The organism is Novosphingobium decolorationis, assembly GCF_018417475.1.
Taxonomy (GTDB): domain Bacteria; phylum Pseudomonadota; class Alphaproteobacteria; order Sphingomonadales; family Sphingomonadaceae; genus Novosphingobium; species Novosphingobium decolorationis.
In genome coordinates this window covers 4241839-4265047 of sequence record NZ_CP054856.1, presented here as the reverse complement: position 1 = coordinate 4265047, position 23209 = coordinate 4241839, and the positions used below count along the sequence as shown (strand labels likewise).

Below are 23209 nucleotides of genomic sequence, written 5' to 3'. Positions count from 1 at the left end.
CATCTTGGTGGCGGATGTGCTGGCGGCGGCCCTGGGAGGAGGAGGAGAGAGCGGGCCGCCGCCAGACGGTTTTCCTGAGGGAGGGTGGGCCCTCAGAAACTGTAGGACGCGCGCACCCCCCAGTAGCGTGCGCCATCGCGCAGGACCTGCTGGTAGGTACGACCGCCATTGAAGCCGGAGTCGAAGATGTTGGACACGTTGTTCTGGTCGAACAGATTGCGCACGAAGACAGTCACCGAGTAGCTGTCATCCTTCGATTCCACACCGGCCGAGAGGTTCACCAGGCCAAAGCCCCCCTGCGCGGCACGCGGGTTCTGGTCAATCTGGTAGGACACCTTGGTCTGGTAGCTGCCATCGACCATCACGAAGCCATCGACGGGCGCGCTGTCACCGAAGGGCACGGTCTGACGCAGCGAGCCGGTGAGACGGAAGTCGGGCGCGTTGGGCAGATCGCCGCCCGCCAGATCCTGCACTCCATCGACGCAGCCCTCGGCCGCGGTCTGGCCACGATAGCACGGGCCGAGCGGGAAGGAGTCGATGCGCGCATCGAGCAGTGTCATGCCCAGGTTCACCGTGGTGAGCGAAGTCGGGCGAATGGTACCTTCCAGCTCGATACCCTTGGTCGAGGTCGAACCGGCGTTGAGCAGGTAGAACGCGACGTCACCGGGCAGCTGCGCCTGCGACTGGAAGTTCTTGTACTTGGTGTAGAACACCGCCGCGTTGAGCGACCACACGCCGTCCAGGCTCTGCAGCTTGGCGCCGACTTCGAAGGCGTCGGACTGCTCAGCGTCGACCGGCTCGTAGTTGGGCTGCGCGGCGAAGATCAGGTTGAAGCCCTTGCCCTTGTAGCCACGCGAATAGCTGGCGTAGGCGTTGCCAAGGCTGCCCAGCTGGTAGCGCAGACCGATCTTGCCGACGAGCGCGGTGTCGCTGGTCTTGCCATCGAAGTCGGCCGCAACGCCCGCAGCCCCGCCAAGCGCGCTGTCTCCGGCGACAAGCACATCGGCCGGGTCACGGTACACGTCCCAGTCCAACGTCTCATGGAGGAGGCGCAGGCCACCGAACATCTCGAGCGTGTCGGTGAGGTAGATGTTGGTGCTGGCAAAGACGGCAAGGTTGGTGTTCTTGGTCGAACCCGTGAACTGGCCGCTGCGCGGACCGGCCGGGAAGATCTGGCGACGCTGGAAGCCGGTGTCGAGGTCGAGCAGGAAGGCATAGCCGCCGAACAGCACGTCGAAGCCGCCGAGGTCACCCGAGACCACGCGCAGTTCCTGCGAGTACTGCTTGAGGTTGGTGGTGCCGGTGTTGACGTCCCACAGGTTCACGCCGGGCACCGGCTCGGAAAGCGAGGTGTAGTCGACGTCCGAACGGGCGGTGAAGTCCCAGCCGCGCACGGCGGTGATCGAGACCAGCTGGAGGTCGTCGTTCAGGCGCGCCTGGATGCGGCCCGAGACGCCCCACTGTTCGCTGTCGTTGGTGGTGTCCGCGTTGAGGTTGACGTCGCGGTTGTCGGGCGAGGCCACGACCGGCGCGATCGCGTCGGCATAGGCCTGGCCATCGACCGCGCGCAGGGTCGGGCTCGCATCGTTGGTGCCGTTGCGGTAGTCGCCGATCAGCGTGATCTTGAGGTCGTTGTGGGGCTCGTAGACGAACTTGGCACGGCCGCCGTAGTTGCGATAGCCGCCCAGCTTGTCATCGCCGATGCCCGAGACATTGTCGATGAAGCCATCGTAATCCTTGTAGTAGCCGCTGACGCTGAGGCCCGCATCCTTGGCCACCGGACCCGAGATGATGCCGCGTGCCTGCCATTCGCCGCCCTGGGCGAAGCTGCCGTCGACCTTGCCCGAGAGGTAGGAGGTCGGATCCGACGTCGTGACCGAGACCAGGCCAGCCGAGGCGTTCTTGCCGAACAGGGTCGACTGGGGACCGCGCAGGACTTCGACGCGCTGCACGTCGATGAGGTCCTGGAAGCCCTGCCCTGCGCGCGCCATCACGACGTCGTCGACGACGATCGAGACGGCAGGCTCGGTCGCGACCGAGAACACGGTGGTGCCGATACCGCGAATGTTGAGCGAGCTGTCACCCGGATTGTCGCCCTGGGTGAAGGTGAGCGAGGGAGAGACCTGGACAAGACCCTCGACCGCGCTGACGCCCGCTGCCTGCAGCTGCTCGCCGCTGACGACCGAAACCGCGATGGGGACTTCCTGAAGCGTTTCCTCACGCATGTTCGCGGTGACGATGATGGCATTGCCGGTGACGGTGTCGTCGGCGCCCGCTTCGGCTGCCATGTCCTGCGCGAAGGCCGGAGCGCCCAGCGCCAGTGCCATCACACCGGCCGCGATACCGCAGGCCAGCTCAGTCTTTCGGAAATTCATCGGATCCTCTCCACTAAACACGTCAGGCTTCAATGCGCTCCGCATCTGCCTGTTGTTTTTAGCGCTAAATCATTTGCCCGGATTTCGTCAAGCCAAATTGGCAAGTCGCTGATTGTGCGGCGGCTTTCCCGGGAATGCGTTGCAAAATGCGCACAGTGGACCGGCCTCGAAACACCCTGAAAGCCCCGATTCGTGCGGCTTTGAGGGCCTTTGCGAATCTGCGTTGAGGGGGAGCCGCGACAGAGACGATCGGTCCTGCGGCATGCAAAAAGCCCCCGGTCTGCACCGGGGGCTGAGGCACTTCCTGCGCGATGCCCGACAGGCGGCCAGGAGGGAGCGACACCTAGGCGCCGTCCCCTCCCCACCGGCCTGTCGCCGCACTTTACCACTTCACAGTGACGCTGCCCCGAAGCGCCAGGGCGACCTCGCCGTGACGGCGGTCAGCCGAGAGCTCGCCGCCCATGATGAAGCCGCTGGGGCCACCATAGGCCCGCAGGCGCCCGTACCAGCCGCCGGTCGTACCATCGGGATCGAGCCGGAACGCCTCGCCCGGCTCGACCTCACCGGTACCGAAGCGCGCCGTGGTCGCGCCAAGACCGCCGCTCAGCACCTCGCGCCAGCCGCCTTCGGTCTCGATCCGCATCCAGCCTTCATCGCCCGCCGACATGCCCAGCACATCGACGCCCACGGTCATCCCCGCATTGAGGCCAAGCTCGTCGCTGGTGCGATCCTCGACCAGGAGGCCCAGCGCATCGTCGCCGGTTTCGCCGTAGCCGTCTTCCTTCAGGCGCACGTAGTCGAGCGAGACCTGCGGGCGGAAGAAGAAGTGCTGGCTGCCTCCCTCGGCCGAGATGCCGCCGATGGCGCTGACGAAGCGGCCGTTCCAGCTGCCATCGATCGTGCGCGAGACGGTCTCCTGCGCCGTCACGCCCGAGAAGGTGCGCTCGCTGTCGAAGTCGGCATGGCCGATGGAGGCGCGCGCAAAGCCCCCGATCGGGCCGAAATGCCCACGCCAGTGCACCGCGCCCTCGACCGACTGGGACTTGACCTCGCTCGCCGCGCCGCTCGTGTGCTGGTTCCAGATGTAGGAAGCCGTCGCACCGAAATAGCCGATGCCGGTGCGGTATTCCCCGGTAAGCGACCAGGCATAGCCATTGAGGTCATAGGCCGCAGTCGCCCCGGTATCCTTCTCGCTCCCCCAGAAGGCCAGGTTCACGTTGGTCGAGAAGCGGCTTTTATCGCCTGCGGGATGCGGCGGATCCTGGAGCTGGCGGGCCAGCGTGCGTACGCCCAGGCTGATACCCTCGAAGCCTCCGCCCGCATGGTCGGGGAGCATCTGCCCCACGGTGTCGCGGAAGGTGTCGCCATCGGTGATGGCAAGGAACACATCCTCGATCTCCTCATCGGCGGCAAGGGCGGCAAAGGCCGCGTCATAGGCGCTCGCCTGCGAACGGTTGAGCCCCAGTTCCTCGCGCGTGCGGCGCGCGATGTCGACGACGATGGAATTGGCGCCGGCCTCTTCATCAAGCTGTGCCTTGAACATGAAGGGCACCAGGTCGGTGACGGTCTCGATATTGTCGCGCCCTTCCAGCGTGCCCGCCGTCAGGACCTCGTAGCTGCCTTCGGCGGTCGTGACATCGGCCAGCCGCAAGGCAAGGCGCGAGCCCTCCGCGAACCGCGCGGTACCCGCCACATTGTAGGCGCTGCCCTGTCCCGGCGCGGAATCGAGCGTGGCCACCAGGACACTGCCCTCCCCCACCTCGAGCGAGCCGATGCTGGCCGGGCTGCGCAGATCCAGCGCACCGCCCGAGAGCGTGACCGCAGCCTGGCCTGCGTTGACGAGCGCGCCCATGAAATAGGCATTCCCGGCAAGATCAAGCCGGTCCGCACCGCCGCCGAAATCGAGCGTGCCTTCATAGCTGGCCGAGCCTTCCAAGCTCACCCGATCCGCGCCCGAGCCGAACGTCACATCGCCTGTCTGCACGGCATCGCCCGAGAGCGTCAGCGTGTTGTCGCCCGCCCCGAACGCGACATTGCCGGTCAGCGTGCCATCGGCAATCGAGAGCGTGTCGTTGCCGCTGCCAAGGCGTACATCGCCCGTAATCTCGGGAGCATCGTAGCCCGCCGCGACCGCCGTCTGGCGCACCGTCACATCTCCGCTTGCCGCGGACAGGTCTATCGCCACGTTCGTGCCGTCCGCACCGCTGGCGATGATCGCGCCGCTGTTGTCGAGCGCGGCCAGCGTGCCGCTCTCATCGCGCACGGCGTAGGTCGTGCCGTCCTCGCCGCTCGTCGCCTGGATCGTACCGCTGTTGCGCAGCGCCCCAAGAGATGCGCCCTGCTCCACGTGAATGGCGCCGACCTGCTCCCCGCCCGAGGCGCGGATGGTCCCGGCATTGCGCAGTTCGGGGACATCCGCGCCCGCACCGATACGCACCGCCGTTGCATTGCCGCCATCGGACAGCGCAGCAATGGTGCCGTTGACGCCGATACCATTGGCAATCGCGACCTCGCCGCCCTGCCCGCCGATGACGAGCGCGTTTGCGTCAACGCCTTCGTAAAGGCCACGCCCCTCAATCACGCCATCGACCTGGAGCCCGTAACCACGCGCCGTGCCCTCGACCGCGCCAATGGCGATATCCCTGTCCGCTGCCCCGATGACCATGGCCGGGGCCTCGCCGTAGGAGATGACCCGGGCGCTGCCTTCGTCGGCATCGGGCAGGCCGTCGCCATCCTCATCATCGACATCAGGATCGGTGTCAGCTGGCGCGACGGCGAGCGCGATGCCGCCCGCGACATCGCCGCCAATCACGAGCGCCGAGCCGCCCTGGAGCAGGTCATCCGCATCAAGGTCCGAAGGATCGGCCGGAACACTGGTATAGCGGTAGCCGGTGGCAGCAAGCGTGCCCTGCACCACCATCGCACCGCCCACATCGCCAGAGACGCGCGCGCCAATGGCATCCTCGCCCTGCGCGCGGATCGTCCCGGCAAGGCGCACGTCGCCGGAGATGTCCCCGGCCTCGATGCCAACCGAGCGATCGCCCGTCACCACCGTTTCGCCCTCATGGACAAGGTCGCCGGTCAGCGGACCGCCAAGGGCGATACCGGCCGAATCGTTGCCCTGCACTGCAATTTCACCGCTGTTCGTGATCGTGCCCTCGTGCGCGCCCATCGTGCGGATGCCGTACCGATTGGAACCCAGCGCGAAGGGGCCGTCGAGATCGCCGTCGTTATCCTCGTCTTCAGGCGCGTAAGGCTCATCCACCGTGATCGTGCCGGTGTTGGTGATGTCGCCCTGTGTTCCGGCCTGGGCGAGGATCCCGGCCTGGCCGTTGCTCACCGCGATTTCGCCCGCGTTGGAGACGGCGTGATTACTGTCCATCGTCACCGCCGTGCCGCCCGTGAGAGTGACCGAGCCATCCTCGGTGATCGCGATGGACCCGGGCGCGCCATCGGCAATGGTCGAAGTGCGCAAAGGGGATGTGCGGGCGTCGGTGACGTCCTCGGCTAGTGCCGGCTGCGCAGCGGCGGCGAGGGCAAGAACGGCAGTAGAGGCTAGCAGGTATCGCGGCATTTCAGTCCCTTCAGGTCGTTTTGACCGATAGGACGGAGCCACGGGCGGACAGCCTTGAAAAAAATTCAGAACGCGGTGTCGAGACCGATGCGCAGCGTGCGCGGACGCAGCGGCGTGACCTGCTCGCGCCCGGTGCCAAACGGCGTCCCCAGGGCGAAACGGTTGCCGCGCACATCGGCGATATTGGTGATGCCAAGGCTCACGCCAAGACGCTCGGTGCCCACGCGCAGCAGCGCGCCGGTGTCGAGGTAATCGCCTTGCGGCGCGCCGAGTTCGGGCCCCACGCCCAGACGCGAACGCCCGACGTAGCTGGCCCAGCCCTGCGCCTTCAGCCGGATATCGCCGCCAAGCTCGCGATCCCAGCTCATCGCCACACGCGCGGCCAGATGGGCAATGTTGGGCACCTGCATCGAGCGCGTGGAGAGGAGCATGAGCGGCAGTGCAGGCTCGTCCACCTTGCTGCGGTTCCATGAAATGCCTGCCTCGGCCCGAAGTCCCCGGGCCAGCCGCAGCCCCCCGGACACGCTCGCCGTCCAGATCCGTCCGTCCCCGATATTGGCCGTACTGGGCAGGCCGCTCGCGTCGATGAAGTCGGCCTGGATGTCCTGCCAGCGCGTGTAGGAGAGCGAGAGCGCGAAATCGAACGCGCCGCGCCCCCGCTGGCCGCGACGTGCGCCCACCTCGAAGGTCTGCGTGTGGTCATCGCGAAAGCGCCGGACGTACTCGCTCTCGATGGCCAGGCCGCCGGGGCGGAAACCTTCCTGGTAGCGCAGGAAAAGCGAGGCCTCGGGCGCGAGTGTCAGGTTGAGCGCTGCCGAGGGCAGGACAGTCGTGAAGGAGCGGCGCGCGGCGATGTCCATCGCGGCATGGGCGAGCTGGATCTCGGGCCGGATGTCCTCACCCCCGCCGCCCAGCCGCGAATGGGTGATGCGCGCCCCCGCGGTCGCGACGAGCGGCGCGGCAAGGCGCAGGCTGGCCTCGCCATAGAGCGTGCCCTCGTCCACGACATTGCGCACGCCAGCCGGGATCGCGCGCAGTGCAAATGACGTCAGCGAGCGGTTGAGGCGCGTTTCGTTGTGGGTAAAACTCACCCCTGCGACCCAGCCCACGCCCCCGCGCTCGGGCTGCCAGAGCCGGGTTTCGTGCGCCACCATGCGCGTGCGGTTGGCCTGCGTGAAGAGGCGCGGCGGCCCGCCTTGCGGGGTCGCATCGAAATTCTCCCGCAAGGTCTGGCGCACGAGGCCCGTCGTCGAGCGCAGACGGACGGCCCCGAGCCTTCCCGCGACGACGAGTTGCCCCATCGCGTAGTCCGCATCGGCCCGCTCGGCCACGCGCGCGCCGTTCTCCAGCCTGGATCCCTCCCGGTCGGCATACTGGCTGTCGGCGTTGTCGGTCCGTTGGCCAAGGGCCATCAGGGTCACCGACCAGTCGGGCGCAGGTTCAAGCCGCAAGGCCACGCGCCCACCCAGGATATCGCTGCCGTTGACGTTGCGGCCATCGATACGGGCCTTGTCGATGTAGCCACCCGTGCGCTGAGCATCGAGCGAGGCCCGCAGGCCTACGCGTCCCTCGACCAGCGGCAGGTTGAGCATGGCGCTGCCATCGACGCCCGGTTCGCCATGGCGCGTGAGCGAGCCGCCCAGAACGGCGGAACCCGCGATGTCGTCCAGGTCCGGCGCATGGGGGACAAGCCGGATGATGCCGCCCAGCGAGCCAGCACCATAGAGCGTGCCCTGCGGCCCCTCCAGCACCTCGACGCGGGCCATGTCGGTGAGGCGCAGGTCCGGGTCGGGCGCATTATAGGTGAGGCGCATGTCGCCCAGATACTGCCCCACAGTCGCCTGCGTGGGGCCGGTGAAGCTGGAATCCGCGATGCCGCGAATGAACAGCTTGTTGCGCCCGCTGCCCAGGTGCGTGGAGGCCACCGTCGGAAGCTGGCGGGTGATCTTCTCGGTCCCGCCGATGCCGCCCGCCTCCAGTTCCTCGGGCTCCAGGATCGCGACCTGGGCCGGAAGGTCGCCAAGCGCCAGCTCGCGCTTGCTGGAAAGGACAATGATCGGCGCGCCGGTGATTTCGCGGGGGGCTTCGGGCACCTGCGGCGCGGCGCGGAGCGTGCGGGCCGGACGGGAAACCGGCTCGATGCGCCAGGCCGCCGGGCCGGTCGCCACGACCCGTCCCCCCGCCGCACGCGCCAGCCGCCGCACGGCCTCGGCCGCAGGAATGTGCGCGTCGAGCGCGGGCACCGCGCGGCGCGCGAGTGCGGGGTCCACGATGACGACACTCGCCCCCGTCTGGCGCGCAATCGCGATGGCCGCCTGCGAGGCGCTACCAGCTTGGGTGTGGACACGGCTTTCCTGCCCCCGCGCAGCTACGGACACGGGCCACGCGCTGCCCAGCACCAGGGCAGCGCCCAGAGAAAGGCTCAGGACCTGGCGCATGGCTCAGCGGGGACCCAGGCTCCATCCTGCGCCTTCGCGCGCAACACCAAGGCCAAGCAGCGCGCCGAGCGATTGCGGATCCTTTCGGATCGGCTCGATCTGCAAGGAGCCTGAAACCGTGCGCCCGCGCGCCTCAGGGCGCACCGAAAACGCGATTCCCGTCGCGCGCGTGAGATCGGAAGCCACCTCGCCAAGTGGGGCATCGACGAAGGTCAGGCGTCCCGCGCGCCATTCCCCGACCTGTTCGGGCGCAATCGCGGCCAGTTCGAAACGATCCTCCCCGGCCGCCCGGGTCAGGACCTGCCCGGGCTTCACGCGGACCTTCTCGCGCTCGGGATTGACCTCGACCTCGCCCTCGGACACCGCAACCCGCAACGCCCCGTCCACGTGCCGTACGTCGAAGACGGTGCCGATATCGCGCAGCCGCTCCTCGCCCACGGCGACTTCAAAGGGCGCGTCGGGATCGTGGCGCACCGAGAACAGGGCCTGTCCCTGCTCCAGCCGGACAAAGCGTGCATTGCCCTGCTCCATCGCAAGGCGGGTATCCCCGCCCAGCGTGACGGTCGTCTCACCGCCCAGACGCACGGTGCGCGTCTCTCCCACTGCGGTGGCCACCTCGTAGGTAGTAGGGCCGCTTTGGTGCCAGATGCCGATCCCGGCCACGAGCGCCACGCTGGCCGCAAGCGCGCCTGCCAACCAGCGCCGACGCGGCACGCGGGCGTAGCTCTCCAGCGTATCCTCGACCCAGGCCGCGTTGCCCTCGGCCTCATCCGGCGAGGCAATCGCGGGCTCGGTATCGTTGGCAGGAGCGGTCCGCGCCAGGAGGTCGGCGCCGTCCAGCGCCGCCGCGCAGGCCGCATCGTAGGCGACGCCATGCGCCGGATCCTGCTCCAGCCAGATGGTGAAGCTCTCCCAGTGGTCAAAACCGGGGTCCTGTGTCCGCACGGCCCAGTCGAGGGCCTGCGCGCGGATCGTCTCGTCAATGGGCACCACACGTTCCTTTCATGACGCAGACGGAGACATCGGCCTGCAGCCTCATGGCTCCTCCCCTTCGCCGTGCCGTTTCCATTCCTCCAGCGCGCGGTAGGCCTTGCGCAGATCGCCCTCGACCGTGCTGAGACCGATACCGACTTCGCGGGCCACGTCCTTTTGCGCCATGCCCTCCACCCGGTGGAGGCGGAACACCCGGGCGACCCGCGCGCCGAGGCCATCGAGCATCGCCAGCACGCGCGCGGCTTCGCGTGCGGCAAAGACCTCGCGCTCGGCCGAGGGCTGCGGCGAGGCTTCCCCGGTCAGCGTCTGCGCCGCGCTCCATTCGCGCTCGCGCGCCTGGGCCTTCTGCTGCGAGCGATAGCGGTCAATCATCAGCGAGTTGGCGACCGAATGCAGGTAGGCCAAGGGCGCGGCCACTGGCCCGCTGTCGCGCGCACTCACGCGCAGCCAGACCTCGTGCAGGAGGTCCTCGGCCGCCTCGCCCGCGCCGCGCGCGCGCAGGAAACGCAGCAAGGTCTCGCGGTGCGCAAGGAAAGCGGCCTCAAGGCCCGATGGCGGCGTGGTCTCAGACATCCCGGTTCATTCGTTCACATCGCCTGATGTGCTAGACGCTAACCCTGACAAGGGAAAGCACCAAGGCCCTGCCCGCTCCATTCGGGGTCACCTGTCCCCGCCCGGACGTGCCCCGACAGAGGGCTCGTCCTTGGTGGGAGAAAGGCGGATGGTGAACGTCGTCGGTTCCACCTTCGGGCGGTAGCGGGGGAGCGGCTTGCCCTCCTCGCTCCACTGCGTGTCGCCACCCAGGCCCCACTGCGCCGCATCGACCAGCAACGTGCCGTGATCGTGGGGCCGGATATCGCTCGACTTCCAGGTGCCGGGCGCGCGGCGGTAGAGATCGGAATAGGGAAAGGCGAGCGCGTTCATCATCAGCGGCCGGTCGCCCGCGACGCGCAGGGCCCGCCCGGCTCCGCTCAGCGTCATCCAACGCACGTCGGTCTTGTTGCCGGTCTCCTGCGGGCGAATGTAGTCGTGGTCCTGGTCAGCGAGCGCGCCGCGCCACAGGCCGATCGGGGCCGAACTCTTGCGATCGACATAGCTTTCGTGGGGGCCGCGCCCATACCACTCCACCGTGTCGAGTTCCTCGGGCAGCGCGAACTTCACGCCGATGCGGAAGGGCGGCGGCAGGTCCTTTGCGACCGGCTCGAAATGGGCCGTGAGGCGTACGCTCCCGTCCCCGACCATGCGGTAGCGGTTGGTAAAGGTTGCCTGCCCCTCACCCAGCGTGAACGTGACGGCCACCTCTCGTGCGCCGTCCTTCGCGGGTTCGATGCGCAGGTCCGAGACGGTGCGCGTCTCGCTCAGGGTCTTCCAGACGGCGAGCTGATCTGCGGTGCGCGTACCGACATTGCTGTCGGTCAGCGCGCGCCAGAAATAGGGCTCGCCCCCTATGGCGAGCGCCTTGCCCTTGGCATCGAAGCTGCGGATAAGGCCGGTCTTGCGGCTGATCGCGAGCGAACTGCCCGCAGCCGAGAGGATAACCTCTCCGCCTTCGTCCGACAGGGACACCGCGCCCGAAGCCTCCTGCGGCAAGGACGGGACCGCACTGTCCAGCGCAAACTGTTCAAAGGCCATGACCTGCCCCGCCTCGACCAGCGGGATCTGCCCCTCGCCCGCCTTCGCCTCCACGGTCACGAAATACTCCGCGTCCGCCTTGCGCGGGTACGTGCCGAGATCGAGCGCCATTGTCCCACTCGCCCGCGCGGCAACGTCGGGCGCAGTCAGATCGCCGGTGGCAACGGCCACGCCGTTCTCCTGCAAGGTCCAGGTGAAGCGGTAGCCGGAGAGATCGGCGAAGTCCTGCCGGTTGTGGACCCTCAGCGTGCCGCCCGACAGGTCGATGTCGGAGAAGGCCACCGGCGCGTAGACCTTGCGCAGTTCGTACAAGGCCGGGTTGGGCGTGCGGTCGGACTGGATGATCCCGTCGCCGAACTCGATGTCGCCGCCCGGGTTGGGGCCGTACTCGCTGCCATCGGCCCAGTAGCGCGTGCCATCTTCGGCAGTGCCGAACATCGACTGGTCTACCCAGTCCCAGATGAAACCGCCCTGCAAGGTTTCGGGATGGGCGTGGATGGTGTCCCAGTACTCGGTCAGGTTGCCGCCCGAATTGCCCATCATGTGCGCGTACTCGCACTGGATCATGGGCTGGCCGTAGGACCAGTTGGTCGCGTAGTCGGCCATCTTCGCGGCCGGATCGTACATCGGCGCATAGATATCCGCATACCAGTTGGGGCGGTGATCGCCGAAGGGCAGCGGCCCCCAGCCCAGATAGCTGATGAGACGGCTCGGATCGCGTTCCCGCGTGGCCTTGGCCGCCTCCTCGAAGGTCGGGCCGATACCCGCCTCGTTGCCCAAGGACCAGAACAGGACCGAGGGGTGGTTCTTGTCGCGCTCGACCATGTTCGAGACGCGCGCGAGGTGCGCCGCCTTCCAGGCCGGGTCGAAGCCGATCTGGTACTTGGCGCGCTCCTCGGGATGGCGGTTGCCATAGTCCATGTACTGGTGGCTCTCGATGTTGGCCTCGTCCATGACGTAGAGGCCGTAGCGGTCCGCCAGCTCGTAGATGTAGGGATCGTTGGGGTAGTGCGCGGCGCGAATGGCGTTGACGTTGTTCGCCTTCATCAGCTCGACGTCGCGTTCCATCGAGGCGCGCGAAATGACGTGGAAGGTTTCGGGATCATGCTCATGGCGGTTCACGCCCTTGATCGTGATCGGCTTGCCGTTGACCGCAACCTGGCCGTTGCGCACCTCGACCGTGCGGAAGCCGATGCGCGTCGGCGTGGCCTGGAGAAGCACGCCGCGACCATCGTAGAGTTCGACGAGGAGCGTGTAGAGGTTAGGCGTCTCCGCGCTCCAGCGGCGCACGTCCGGGACCTCGCCCGTCAGCGTAACCCGCTGCTCGGCATCCGTTTTTGCGAGCTTCACCTCGCGCGTCAGCACCGTCTGTTCGCCGTCGAGCAGCGTGATCCGCGCGCGCACCGCAGCGCCCGGCGTCAAGGCGAGGTCCACGGCCAGTTCGCCGGTGCGGTAGGCGGCGTCGAGCCCGGCATGGGCGAAGACGTCGCGCACCCGGCGCGCGGGCACCGCCTTCAGGTAGACCGACCGCTCGATCCCCGAGACGCGCCAGAAGTCCTGGTCTTCCAGGTAGGAGCCATCCGACCAGCGGAAGACCTGGATCGCGATGGTGTTGCTCCCCGGCTTCAGCGCGGAGGTGACGTCAAACTCGGAAGGCAGCTTGCTGTCCTGCGCATAGCCCATCTTCTGCCCGTTCACCCACACGTAGTAGGCCGAGCCGGCCGCCCCGATGTGCAGGATCACCCGCTCGTCCCCGCTCCAGCTTTGCGGGAGGGTAAAATCCCGGCGGTAGGAGCCGACCGGGTTGGTTTCGTGCGGGATCAGCGGACGGTTGGCCGGGAAGGGATAGATCCAGTTGTTGTAGCGCGCCTGCCCGAAGCCTTCGGCCTGCCAGTCGGCGGGCACGGCAATGTCGCTCCAGCCCGACACATCGAAGGCGGGGCGCTCGAAGCCTTCCGGGAGCGCATCGGCGCTGGGCGAGAAGGCGAACTTCCAGGTTCCATCCAGGCTGAGATAGCGGTTCGAACCTTGCGGATCGCCTTCGAGCGCCCTGGCGCGGCTTTCATAGGGAAAACCCGTAGAACTGGCGGGAAGCGTCCCTTGCGCGAAGACCGCCGGATTCTCCCAGTCGGGGCGCGAAGGATCGACCTGCACGGCCTGCACCTGAAGATCGGCCCCGCCCGCAGGCGCGCCCGCCAGAAGCGTGGCCAGAGCAGCCAGACCTACGCCCGTCCCACCGCAGCGCGCCGTTGTCTTCGCGCGAACGCCCTCACCCGTCATATGCAATCCTGTCCCGTTCCTTCTTTCACGCAGCGGCGCTCTGGCCGCCTCGCGCGTTTCCCTCTGTCGTGCCCACAGGCCCTCTCGCGTCTATTGCGGTGTCGTGAGCAATTGTGGCCCTGCGCCTTCATCTCCCAGAACGTCGTCGGGGTTGCGTAACGGACAATCTTTCAAGGAAAGACAGCCACATCCGATGCAGGAGCCAAGCTGGTCACGCAACTGGGTCAGCGCCGTGATCCGCTCGTCCAACATCGCGTGCCAGTCCTGACTGATCCGCGCCCATTCGTCCACCGTGATCGGCGTTGCGGGAAAACGGTCGAGGTGCTGCTTGATAATCGAGAGCGAGACCCCGGCCTTCTGTGCGACCCGGATTATCGCGATCCGGCGCAAGGTGGCTCGGGCATAGCGCCGCTGGTTGCCGCCTGTGCGCCAGCCCTCGATCAAGTTCTTCTTTTCGTAGAAATGGATCGTGGAGACCGCGACGCCGCTGCGGCGGGCCAACTCCCCGACACTTAGCGATTTTTCCCGATTGACCGGCATCGTCCCAACCTCTCCACTTGCATTCGCTGCAAGAGGCAGCGGTCCGTGCGATCCACGAAGTGCCACAGATAGTGCTTGACCTCAACTATTGTTGAGGTTGTACGTGAAGTGTCGGATCGCCCCACAAGGGGCACCAGTCAGCGCAACTCAAGCGTCCGGAGCCGACATGAATTCTTCGCCTGCAAACCTGCCGAAAACCTGGGAAAGGTCGGCCCCTGTCCCGACCGCCCGCATGGGGAGGCCGGCATGAGCGAATCGCAAAACGGCCCCGAGACGCAGACGCAAGCGCAAGGCCCCGACACCGCGAGCACCTCGCCGCGCCGCACGCGGACCATCCTCGTCACCGTGCTCGTGCTGGTGGTGCTGATGGCCGCACTTTATGGCTGGCGGACCTGGCGCATGGGCGGCGGCGCGGGCTGGCCGCAACAGGCAACGCCCGTCACCGCGACCATCCTTGCCGCGCGCACCGTTCCCGATACGATGGACGTCGTCGGCTCGCTCAGCGCGGTGCGCGAGGTCACGCTGGCGCCGGAAACGAGCGGGCGCGTCTCGGGTCTTCATTTCCGTGCCGGGCAACACGTGGGCACCAATGCCCTGATCGTCCAGCTCTATGACGGCCCGGAAAAGGCCGATCTTGCCGCCGCCCGCGCCCGCGCGGACTTTGCCGCGCTTCAGCTCAAACGCTCGGAAGAACTGGCACCGACAGGCGCAGAGCCGCGCGAAGTGCTCCAGCAGCGCCGCGCCGAACTGGCGCAGGCCCGTGCCGAGGTCGGCCAGATCGAAGCGCGCCTGCGCCAGAAGCAGGTGCGCGCGCCCTTTTCCGGCAAGCTCGGCATCCGCCGCGTGAACCCGGGCCAGTACATGAACCCGGGCGATCCGGTCGCCACGCTGACCGCGCTCGACCGGCTCTACGTCGACTTCACCCTGCCCCAGCAGGACCTGGGGCGCCTGGGCGACGGGGCCAGCCTGACACTGACCAGCGATGCCTGGCCCGGCCGCACCTTCACCGCGCGCATCTCCACCATCGAGCCGCAGGTGAGCAAGGACACGCGCAACGTGACCGCGCAGGCCGTGCTCGCCAATCCCGATGGCGCGCTGCGTCCGGGCATGTACGTCTCGGTCGCGCTGAAGCTGGGTGAACAGGACGACGCGCTCGTCCTTCCCGTCACCGCGATCCAGACCTCGGCGCAGGGCGACAGCGTGATCGTCGTGCGCGGAAAGAACGCGCGCAAGGGCGGCAAGGCCGAGATCGTGCCTGTCACCACCGGCCGCCGCATGGGCGACGAGGTGGTCGTGACCGGCAAGCTTGCCCCCGGCGACGTCGTTGTTGCGCAAGGCCAGCTGCGCGTGCAGCCGGGCAGCGAGGTAACCGTCGCGAAGCTGATCGGCAGCGAGGCCGCCAAGGCCCCCAAGGCCGCGGTCCCGGCCAAGGCCGACAGCGCCGATGCAGGAGCGTGGTAAGATGCGCTTCACCGACCTGTTCATCCGCCGCCCCATCGCGGCCATCGTGGTCAGCCTGCTGATCCTGCTGGTGGGCATCTCCGCCGTCTTCGGGCTGCAGATCCGCCAGTACCCGCGCATGGAAAGCGCCACGATCACCATCGACACCCAGCTTCCCGGCGCCACCCAGGACGTCATGCAGGGCTTCGTCACCACCCCCATCGCCCAGGAGATCGCAACCGCCAGCGGGATCGAGTACCTCTCCTCCACCTCGACCTCGGGCAAGAGCCATATCGCGGCCAAGCTGGTGCTGAACGCGGACGCCGACCGCTCGATGACCGAGATCCTCTCCAAGGTGCAGCAGGTGAAGTACCGCCTGCCCGAAGGGGCCTTCGACCCGGTCATTTCCAAGATCACCGACGGCGCCTCGGCGGTGCAGTACATCAGCTTCACCAGCCCGACGATGGCGCCTTCGCAGATCAACGACTTCGTGACCCGCGTTGCACGCCCGCTGCTGACATCGGTCCCGGGCGTAGCCTCGGTTGAGATCAACGGCGGCGCGCCGCTGGCCATGCGCATCTGGGTCGATCCCGACAAGCTCGCCGGGCGCGGCATGACGGCGGGCGACATTGCGACGGCACTGCGCGCCAACAACGTCCAGGCCGCCCCTGGCCAGCTCAAGGGCAGCGCGACGGCGATCAACATCACCGCCGAGACCGATCTGCGCAGCGCGGCCTCGTTCCGCGACATGGTGGTCAAGACAGGGCCGGATGGCATCGTGCGCCTGGGCGACGTCGCCACGGTCGAACTGGGCGGCCAGAACTACGACGATGCCGCGATGGGGGCGGGCAAGGACGCGATCCTGCTGCCGATCTCACCCACGCCCGACGGCAACCCGCTCGAGATCGTCGATGCGGTCAACGAACTCCTGCCCCAGCTCGAGCGCATGGCGCCTCCGGGTCTGGAGATCAAATCGATGTTCGACCGCGCCCGCTTCGTCGATGCCTCGATCGAGGAAGTCGAGCACACTCTGGTCGAAGCCGTCATCATCGTCATCGTCGTCATCTTCCTGTTCCTCGGCACCTTCCGGGCCGTCATCATCCCCATCGTCACCATTCCGCTCTCGCTGCTGGGAACAGCCGCGCTGATGCTGCTCTTCGGGTTTTCGCTCAACCTCCTCACCCTTCTTGCGATGGTCCTTGCCATCGGCCTTGTGGTCGATGACGCCATCGTCGTGGTCGAGAACATCCACCGCCACATCGAGGAAGGTCTCTCCCCCATCAACGCGGCGCTGCAAGGCGCGCGCGAGATCGTGGGCCCGGTCATTGCCATGACCATCACCCTTGCCGCCGTCTATGCGCCCATCGGGCTCATGGGCGGCCTTACTGGCGCGCTCTTTCGCGAGTTCGCCTTTACCCTCGCCGGATCTGTGATCGTCTCGGGCGTCGTGGCCCTGACGCTCTCGCCGATGATGAGCAGCCGCCTCCTGCACAACAGGATGGGCGAGAGCCGTCTGGAAAAGACCATCGAGCGTTCGATGCACGGCCTCACCCACCGCTACGAGCGGCTGCTCGGCAAGACGCTGGTCAACCGCGCGGCAGTCCTTGTCGCAGGCGCGGCGATCCTGGCCGCGAGCGTCGTCTTCTTCCTCGGCGCCAAGCGCGAACTCGCGCCGCCCGAGGACATGGGCTACGTCTTCGTCCAGACCAAGGCGCCGCAGTACGCCAGCGTCGATTACACCGTGCGCTTCTCCAAAGAGGTCGAAGCCCTGTTCCACGACCTGCCCGAGTTCGACGGCAGCTTCTACGCGATGGGCGGCGCGCAAGGCGCCAACATCGGCTTTGGCGGCATCATCCTCTCGCCCTGGGCCGAGCGCACGCGCACCGCCGAGGACGTGCAGCAGGAACTGGCGGGCAAGACCGCCGGTGTCACCGGCGTCACCTCCACCGTCTTCCAGGACAGCCCCTTGCCCGCGGGCAGCGGCGGCCTGCCGGTGCAGATGGTAATCCGCTCGCCCGATGACTTCGCCGCGATCAACCGCACGCTTGACCAGCTCAAGGGCGCGGCCTGGCAGAGCGGCCTGTTCGCCTTCGTCGATGCCGACCTCGCCTTCGACAGCCAGCAGGCGCACATCACCGTGGACCGCGACAAGGCGGGCGACATGGGCATCCCCATGTCGGAAATCGCCGACACACTGGCGCTGATGGTGGGCGAGAATTACGTCAACCGCTTCAACTGGCACGACCGCTCCTACGACGTGATCACGCAAGTTCCGCGCGGCGAACGCGCCACCCCCGGCGATCTCGGCGGCTACTACGTGCGCGCAGGGTCCGGCGATCTTGTCCCCCTCTCCACCGTCGCCAAAGTCGAGATCGAGCCCCAGCCCAACCTCCTGCCCCAGTTCAACCAGATGAACTCGGCGACGATGTCGGCCGTGCTCATGCCCGGCGTGACGATGGGCCAGGCGGTCGCCTTCTTCCAGGCCCAGGACCTGCCCGAGGGCACCAGCGTCGACTGGCTCTCGAACAGCCGCCAGTACGTCCAGGAAGGCAACCAGCTGACGGTCTCCTTCGCCTTTGCGCTGGTCGTCATCTTCCTGGTGCTCGCCGCCCAGTTCGAGAGCTTCCGCGATCCGCTGGTGATCCTCGTCACCGTGCCGCTGGCGATCTCGGGCGCGCTTCTGCCGCTGTTCCTGGGCTTTGCCACGCTCAACATCTACACGCAGATCGGCCTTGTCACCCTGATCGGGCTCATCACCAAGCACGGCATCCTGATGGTGTCCTTCGCCAACCAGATGCAGCGCGATGAAGGCTGGAGCCGCCACGAGGCCATCGCCCACGCCGCCGCGGTGCGTATGCGCCCGGTGCTGATGACGACCGCGGCGATGGTGGCGGGCCTGGTGCCCCTGCTCTTCGCCTCGGGCGCAGGTGCGGCCAGCCGCTTTGCCATCGGCATCGTGGTGGTCATGGGCATGCTCATCGGCACGCTCTTCACGCTCTTCGTTCTTCCCACCATCTACACGCTGCTGGCGGGCGATCACCGCGCCCACACGCCGGAGGACGAGGACGCCTCCGAAACCGACGCCGCCACGCGTGAAGGGAGCCTTTCCCATGCCTGACACCCCCACCCCGCCCCGGCGTAGCGGGAGACGCCTCGCGGCTCTCCTCGCGCCCCTTCTGGTTGGCGCCTGCGCCGTTGGCCCGGACTATACCGCACCTGTGACGCCGCCCCGCGCCGCAGGGGATTTCGTCACCACCGATGCCCGCTTCGATGCCGCAGCCCCGCTGCCGGACGACTGGTGGCACCTTTACAAGGACCCTGTCCTCGACGCCTTGGTCGAACAGGCGCTGGCCGCCAATACGGACTTGCGCGTGGCCAACGCCAACCTGGCCCGCGCGCAGGCCGTCCTTTCCGAGAGCCGAGCCGCACGGCTCCCCACCACCAACCTCAATGGCGGCCTCTCCTGGGGCGATGCCGTGCAGTTCGGTGGCGCAGGCCAGGGGGGCGGTAGCGGCCAGGGCGGCGGCTTTGCGAACCTGGGCGAAACGCAAGTCACCACCAACGCCAACGCCAGCCTTGCCTGGGAGGCGGACCTGTTCGGCCGCGTGTCCCGCTCCATCGAGGCCGCGCGCGCGGATGCCGCCGCCATCGAGGCCGCGCGCGACGGCGTACGCGTGCTGGTCGCGGCCGAAACCACCCGCGCCTACCTCCAGGCCTGCACGCAAGCGCAGGGACTGGAGGTCGCGCGCCAGTCGGTCGAGACCACGCGGCGCACGCTTGAACTGACGCAGGCGCTGGAGCGCGCGGGCTCGGTGGGCAAGGCGGACGTGGAGCGTGCCGGAAGCGCCCACGCGTCTGCACGCGCCGCGATTCCTACCATCGAGGCCGGGCGGCGCGTCGCGCTGTTCGAGCTGGCCGCCCTGCTGGGCCAGACCCCGGATTCCGTCCCTCAGGCAGCGCGGTCCTGTTCCGCCCCCCCATCCCCCGGGGCCGCGCTACCGGTCGGCGACGGCGCCGCGCTTCTGCGGCGCCGTCCCGACTTGCGCGAAGCCGAACGCAACCTGGCGGCCGAGACCGCGCGGATCGGCGTCGCCACCGCCGACCTTTATCCGCGCATCTCGCTGGGCGGCTCGGGCAATTTCCTGCGCAACGACATGATCAAGGGGAGCGACTCGTTTTCCTTCGGTCTCGGGCCTCTGATCAGCTGGACCTTCCCCGATTTCGGCGCGGCCCATGCCCGGATCCGGCAGGCCGAAGCGCAGACCGATGTCGCGCTCGCGCAGTTTGACGGGCAGGTCCTGACCGCGCTCAAGGAAGTCGAGCAGGGCCTCTCGCGCGTGGCTGGCGGCGAAGCCCAGATGGCGGATCTGGATGAGGCCGAGACCCGCGCCGAACGCGCCTGGCAGTTGACGCAGCAGCGTCAGCGGGCGGGATCCTCCTCGGCGCTGGACGTGCTGGCCGCGCAAGCCGATCTTCTCGCCGCGCGCCGCGCCGTGGTGGAGGCCCGCGCGCAGCTCGCCTCGGACCGGGTGGACCTGTTCAAGGCGCTGGGCGGGGGATGGCAGACGCCGCCCGCCTCCTGATCCGCCTACCGTCTCACACACGAAAAGGGCCGCTCCCCCATCGGGAAGCGGCCCTTTCTTCCATGCGCTGCGCGCGGGAGACTTACTTCAGGTTGTCGTTGAAGAAGCTCTCGATCGCATCGAAGGGGATCACGTCGGTCTTGTCGTAGAGGTCGACGTGGTTGGCGCCCGGGACGACATGAAGTTTGATGTTGTCGTCATTCGCCACGTCTTCGCTGAAATAGGCCGAGTGGGCGACTTCACCGATGACCAGGAGCGCCTTGCGCGGCGCGATCCAGTCGATCTTGTCGAGCAGCGGGAAGTTCATGAACGAGGGACCGCTGGTCATCGTGAACTGCGCGATCGAGTTGGGGTGATAACCGCGCGGACGCGAGTAGAATTCCCCGAACTCGGTGCCGACCGGGTTGTTCTCCGGATCGAGTTCGAGCAGCGCGCCGCGCGGGGTCAGCGTGGCGGGCTCGCCCTCGAACTCGGCGTAGCGGTGCTCGGCGATCTGGGCGAGCTGGGCCTTGCGGTCCTCTTCGCTCAGCGAACCGCCGAAGCCCTCGGCGTGCATGCGCGAGATGTCGTACATGCTGGCCGTCGCGATGGCCTTGATGCGCGGGTCGACCGAGGCGGCGCTCAGTGCAAAGCCGCCGCTACCGCAAATGCCGAGCGCGCCGATCTTCTCGCGGTCCACGAATTCACGCGTGCCCAGGAAGTCGACCGCCGCGTGGAAGTCTTCCACGAAGACATCGGGCGAGGACAGGTGGCGGGTCTCACCGCCGCTATAGCCGTTGTACGAAGGATCGAAAGTCAGCACCACGAAGCCGCGCTGCGCGAGTTCGTTGGCGTAGACGCCCGGGCCCTGCTCCTTCACGCCGCCATAGGGCGCGCCGATGACCAGCGCCGGGGCAGGCACGGTCTCGTCGAAATCGACGGCGGTGTAGAGATCGGCCGAGATCGTGATGCCATAGCGCGTCAGGTAGCTGACGGGCGTGCGCACGACGTTGTCGCTGAGTTCAAAAATATAGTTGTCGGCGAGTGCCATGGGAAATTCCTTTGCTGGTCGGGGCGGGCGCACACCGGCCTGTGCGGTCGTCGTGCGCGCCCTGCCATTCAGCCCCGGTGCAACCCGAGGGGCTGTCGAGACACGGGATCGTGCCGGATCAGTCCTTCTTGACCGGACCCGACAGGTATTCCTCGTCCGAAACCGCTTCCATCCAGGTCACCGGGGTGCCGTCGATGGCTTCGGTGATGGCGATGTGCTGCATGTAGGTGGTGTCGGTGGCGCCGTGCCAGTGGCGCTTGCCGCAGTTGCACCACACGGTGTCGCCCGCGCGGATCTCGGTCTTTTCACCGCCTTCGCACTTGTGCCAGCCCACGCCCTGCGTGACGACCAGCGTCTGGCCGGCCGGGTGGGTGTGCCAGTTGGTGCGTGCGCCCGGCTCGAAGTTGACGATTGCAAAACCGGCGCGGGCGGGCGCGGGCGGATTGAAGATGCGGTCGATGCGCACGGTGCCGGTGAAGGTCTGCTCGGGGCCCTTGATCGCTTCGGCCGTGCCGTTGCGAAGGATAACGGCGTCCTGCTTGGTGAGGTCGTTCGTGTCGCTCATGATATATGCTCCTGCATTCAATAGCAGGCGAAACGCCCGCCATCCCGGAATGGCTCCCATGTGCGCCCTCCCCCGCCGCTCGACAATGGCCTCGTCCCTACACACAGTGTTGAGTTGAACTCATGGACCCGACAGGGAACTGCTGCGTTAGAGGGGCATCGCGCAAGGTCCGACGCGCCCGTTTCGCGGGTGGAGACCCGGCCACCGCGCACCCTTGACGCACCACACTTCAGGAGACTGCCCCATGTCGAAATTCGCCCTCGCCGCCGCCCTCGCCGGAGCGGGCCTTGCCTGCAGCGCCACTGCGATCAGCGCACAGGACAAGGGCCAGGACGCCGACCAGGTCGTGGTCAGCCAGTCCGAAGTGGAAGGGACCACCCCGCCCGCCGACTACTTCACTGGCAAGGTGTACCTCTACATGCTGACCAAGCCGACCGCGCCCGGCCAGGCGGGGACGGCGCTCGTCACCTTCACCCCCGGCGCACGCACCAACTGGCACTCGCACCCGGCCGGTCAGACCTTCTACGTAACCCAGGGCTGCGGCTGGACCCAGGCCGAAGGCCAGGCACCGCAGCGCGTCTGCGCCGGCGACATGGCCTACGTGAAGCCGGGCGTGCGCCACTGGCACGGCGCGACCGCGAACGAGGCCATGTCGCATATCGCCATCACCGAGTCGCTCAACGGCAAGAACGTGGAATGGCAGGAGCCGGTCACCGACGCGCAGTTCACCGGCCCCGCCAACTGACCTCCTCGCCAAGAGCACACCGCAGCCGTTGCGCGGGGAAGGAAGCTCTCTCCTCCCTCGCGCCGGTTGCGGTATCGCGCGCAAGGGCTCATTAGGGAGCCATGTCCATAAGTCGCACCGACATCGCCGATTTCTCCTACTTCCTCGCGATTGCCCGCCACGGCAGTTTCCGGAAAGCCGCCCTCGAGATCGGCGTCAGCCCTTCGGCGCTCAGCCATTCGTTGCGCGGGCTTGAAGAACGCCTCGGCGTGCGGCTCCTCAACCGCACCAACCGTTCGGTCACGCTGACCTCGGCCGGCGAGGAACTGCGCGAGGCGATCAGCGACCCCTTCGCGCGCATCGACCAGGCGCGCGACGCGCTCAACCGCTTTCGCGATACGCCCACCGGGCGCATCCGCCTAAACGTCGCGGCCGATGCCGCGGCCCTGCTCCTGTCTCCGGTGATCCCGGTGTTCATGGAGCGCTACCCCGATGTCGAGGTCGACATCGTCGCCTCCAACCGCATGGTCGATGTCGTTGCCTCGGGTTTCGATGCCGGGATCCGCTACGGCGGAACCGTGCCCGAGGACATGATCGCCCAGCGCCTCTCGCCCGACATCCGCTGGATCGTCGCCGCAGCGCCCGCCTATCTGGAGCGCTTCGGCACCCCGCAGGACCCGAAGGAACTGAAGGAACACCGCTGCCTCGGCGTCCGGCTCGGCGATGACCGTATCTACCGCTGGGAGTTCATGGGCCGCGACGGCGAGGAATTCGACATCGCCGTCCCCGGCCAGATCACCGTCGATGAAAGCCGCTCGATGGTCTCCATTGCCATTGGCGGAGGCGGCCTGATGTACGGGCCCGAACCCGTTGTCGCCCCCTTCATCGCCAATGGCCAGTTGCAGACCGTGCTCGACGACTGGGCGACCAACGGTCCGGGCTTCCAGATCTACTATCCCAGCCGCCGCCAGGTGCCGACAGGGCTGCGCCTGCTGATCGAACTTGTCCGCGAGATGGCCCCGCTCGGCCTCTGAG

14 protein-coding genes are annotated in these 23209 nt (G+C 67.5%); 5 read left to right on the top strand and 9 right to left on the bottom strand.

The window, feature by feature from the left end:
• Nucleotides 1-92 precede the first annotated feature (92 nt).
• The 7 genes from HT578_RS19775 to soxR all read right to left on the bottom strand — a co-directional run bounded on the left by HT578_RS19775 (nucleotide 93) and on the right by soxR (nucleotide 13832).
• Entirely contained in the window at nucleotides 93-2375 is a 2283-nt protein-coding gene (locus HT578_RS19775; RefSeq protein WP_039387943.1) for a TonB-dependent receptor, read from the bottom strand.
• 382 nt (nucleotides 2376-2757) lie between these two features.
• On the bottom strand, nucleotides 2758-5949 hold the full coding sequence (locus tag HT578_RS19770) for an autotransporter outer membrane beta-barrel domain-containing protein (RefSeq protein WP_213501163.1): 3192 nt from the start codon (nucleotides 5947-5949) through the stop codon (nucleotides 2758-2760).
• 65 nt (nucleotides 5950-6014) lie between these two features.
• A complete protein-coding gene (locus tag HT578_RS19765) occupies nucleotides 6015-8387 on the bottom strand; it encodes a TonB-dependent receptor (protein ID WP_213501162.1) in 2373 nt (790 codons plus the stop codon).
• 3 nt (nucleotides 8388-8390) lie between these two features.
• Entirely contained in the window at nucleotides 8391-9377 is a 987-nt protein-coding gene (locus tag HT578_RS19760; protein WP_213501161.1) for a FecR family protein, read from the bottom strand.
• 45 nt (nucleotides 9378-9422) lie between these two features.
• Entirely contained in the window at nucleotides 9423-9953 is a 531-nt protein-coding gene (locus tag HT578_RS19755; protein ID WP_213501160.1) for an RNA polymerase sigma factor, read from the bottom strand.
• Between the two features lie 87 nt (nucleotides 9954-10040).
• The gene (locus tag HT578_RS19750) at nucleotides 10041-13292 is read right to left on the bottom strand and encodes a glycoside hydrolase family 2 TIM barrel-domain containing protein (RefSeq protein WP_213501159.1); all 3252 of its coding nucleotides are present in this window, start codon (nucleotides 13290-13292) and stop codon (nucleotides 10041-10043) included.
• Between the two features lie 90 nt (nucleotides 13293-13382).
• Complete coding sequence (gene soxR, locus HT578_RS19745; protein WP_039387950.1) at nucleotides 13383-13832, bottom strand: redox-sensitive transcriptional activator SoxR; 450 nt, start codon at nucleotides 13830-13832, stop codon at nucleotides 13383-13385.
• Nucleotides 13833-14078: 246 nt separating this feature from the next.
• On the opposite strand from soxR, the gene HT578_RS19740 reads away from it, so the two are divergent.
• From HT578_RS19740 to HT578_RS19730, 3 genes are read left to right on the top strand one after another with little or no spacing between them, the layout of a single operon-like run.
• Nucleotides 14079-15293: an efflux RND transporter periplasmic adaptor subunit gene (locus tag HT578_RS19740; RefSeq protein ID WP_213501158.1), complete on the top strand. Its 1215-nt coding sequence runs from the start codon at nucleotides 14079-14081 to the stop codon at nucleotides 15291-15293.
• Between the two features lies 1 nt (nucleotide 15294).
• A complete protein-coding gene (locus HT578_RS19735) occupies nucleotides 15295-18390 on the top strand; it encodes an efflux RND transporter permease subunit (protein WP_213501157.1) in 3096 nt (1031 codons plus the stop codon).
• On the top strand, nucleotides 18383-19855 hold the full coding sequence (locus HT578_RS19730) for an efflux transporter outer membrane subunit (protein WP_213501156.1): 1473 nt from the start codon (nucleotides 18383-18385) through the stop codon (nucleotides 19853-19855). Before HT578_RS19735 ends, HT578_RS19730 begins: the two co-directional genes overlap by 8 nt.
• A gap of 82 nt (nucleotides 19856-19937) precedes the next feature.
• Here HT578_RS19730 and HT578_RS19725 read toward each other — a convergent pair whose 3' ends face one another.
• Together HT578_RS19725 and HT578_RS19720 are read right to left on the bottom strand one after the other, a co-directional pair.
• A complete protein-coding gene (locus tag HT578_RS19725; protein ID WP_039387954.1) occupies nucleotides 19938-20885 on the bottom strand; it encodes an alpha/beta hydrolase in 948 nt (315 codons plus the stop codon).
• Nucleotides 20886-21003: 118 nt separating this feature from the next.
• Nucleotides 21004-21450, bottom strand: coding sequence for a (R)-mandelonitrile lyase (locus tag HT578_RS19720; RefSeq protein WP_039387956.1), 447 nt, complete (start codon nucleotides 21448-21450; stop codon nucleotides 21004-21006).
• A 244-nt stretch (nucleotides 21451-21694) separates the two neighbouring features.
• On the opposite strand from HT578_RS19720, the gene HT578_RS19715 reads away from it, so the two are divergent.
• Both HT578_RS19715 and HT578_RS19710 read left to right on the top strand, forming a co-directional pair.
• Nucleotides 21695-22195, top strand: coding sequence for a (R)-mandelonitrile lyase (locus HT578_RS19715; protein WP_239026369.1), 501 nt, complete (start codon nucleotides 21695-21697; stop codon nucleotides 22193-22195).
• Between the two features lie 101 nt (nucleotides 22196-22296).
• Nucleotides 22297-23208: a LysR family transcriptional regulator gene (locus HT578_RS19710; protein WP_213501155.1), complete on the top strand. Its 912-nt coding sequence runs from the start codon at nucleotides 22297-22299 to the stop codon at nucleotides 23206-23208.
• Nucleotide 23209 lies beyond the last annotated feature (1 nt).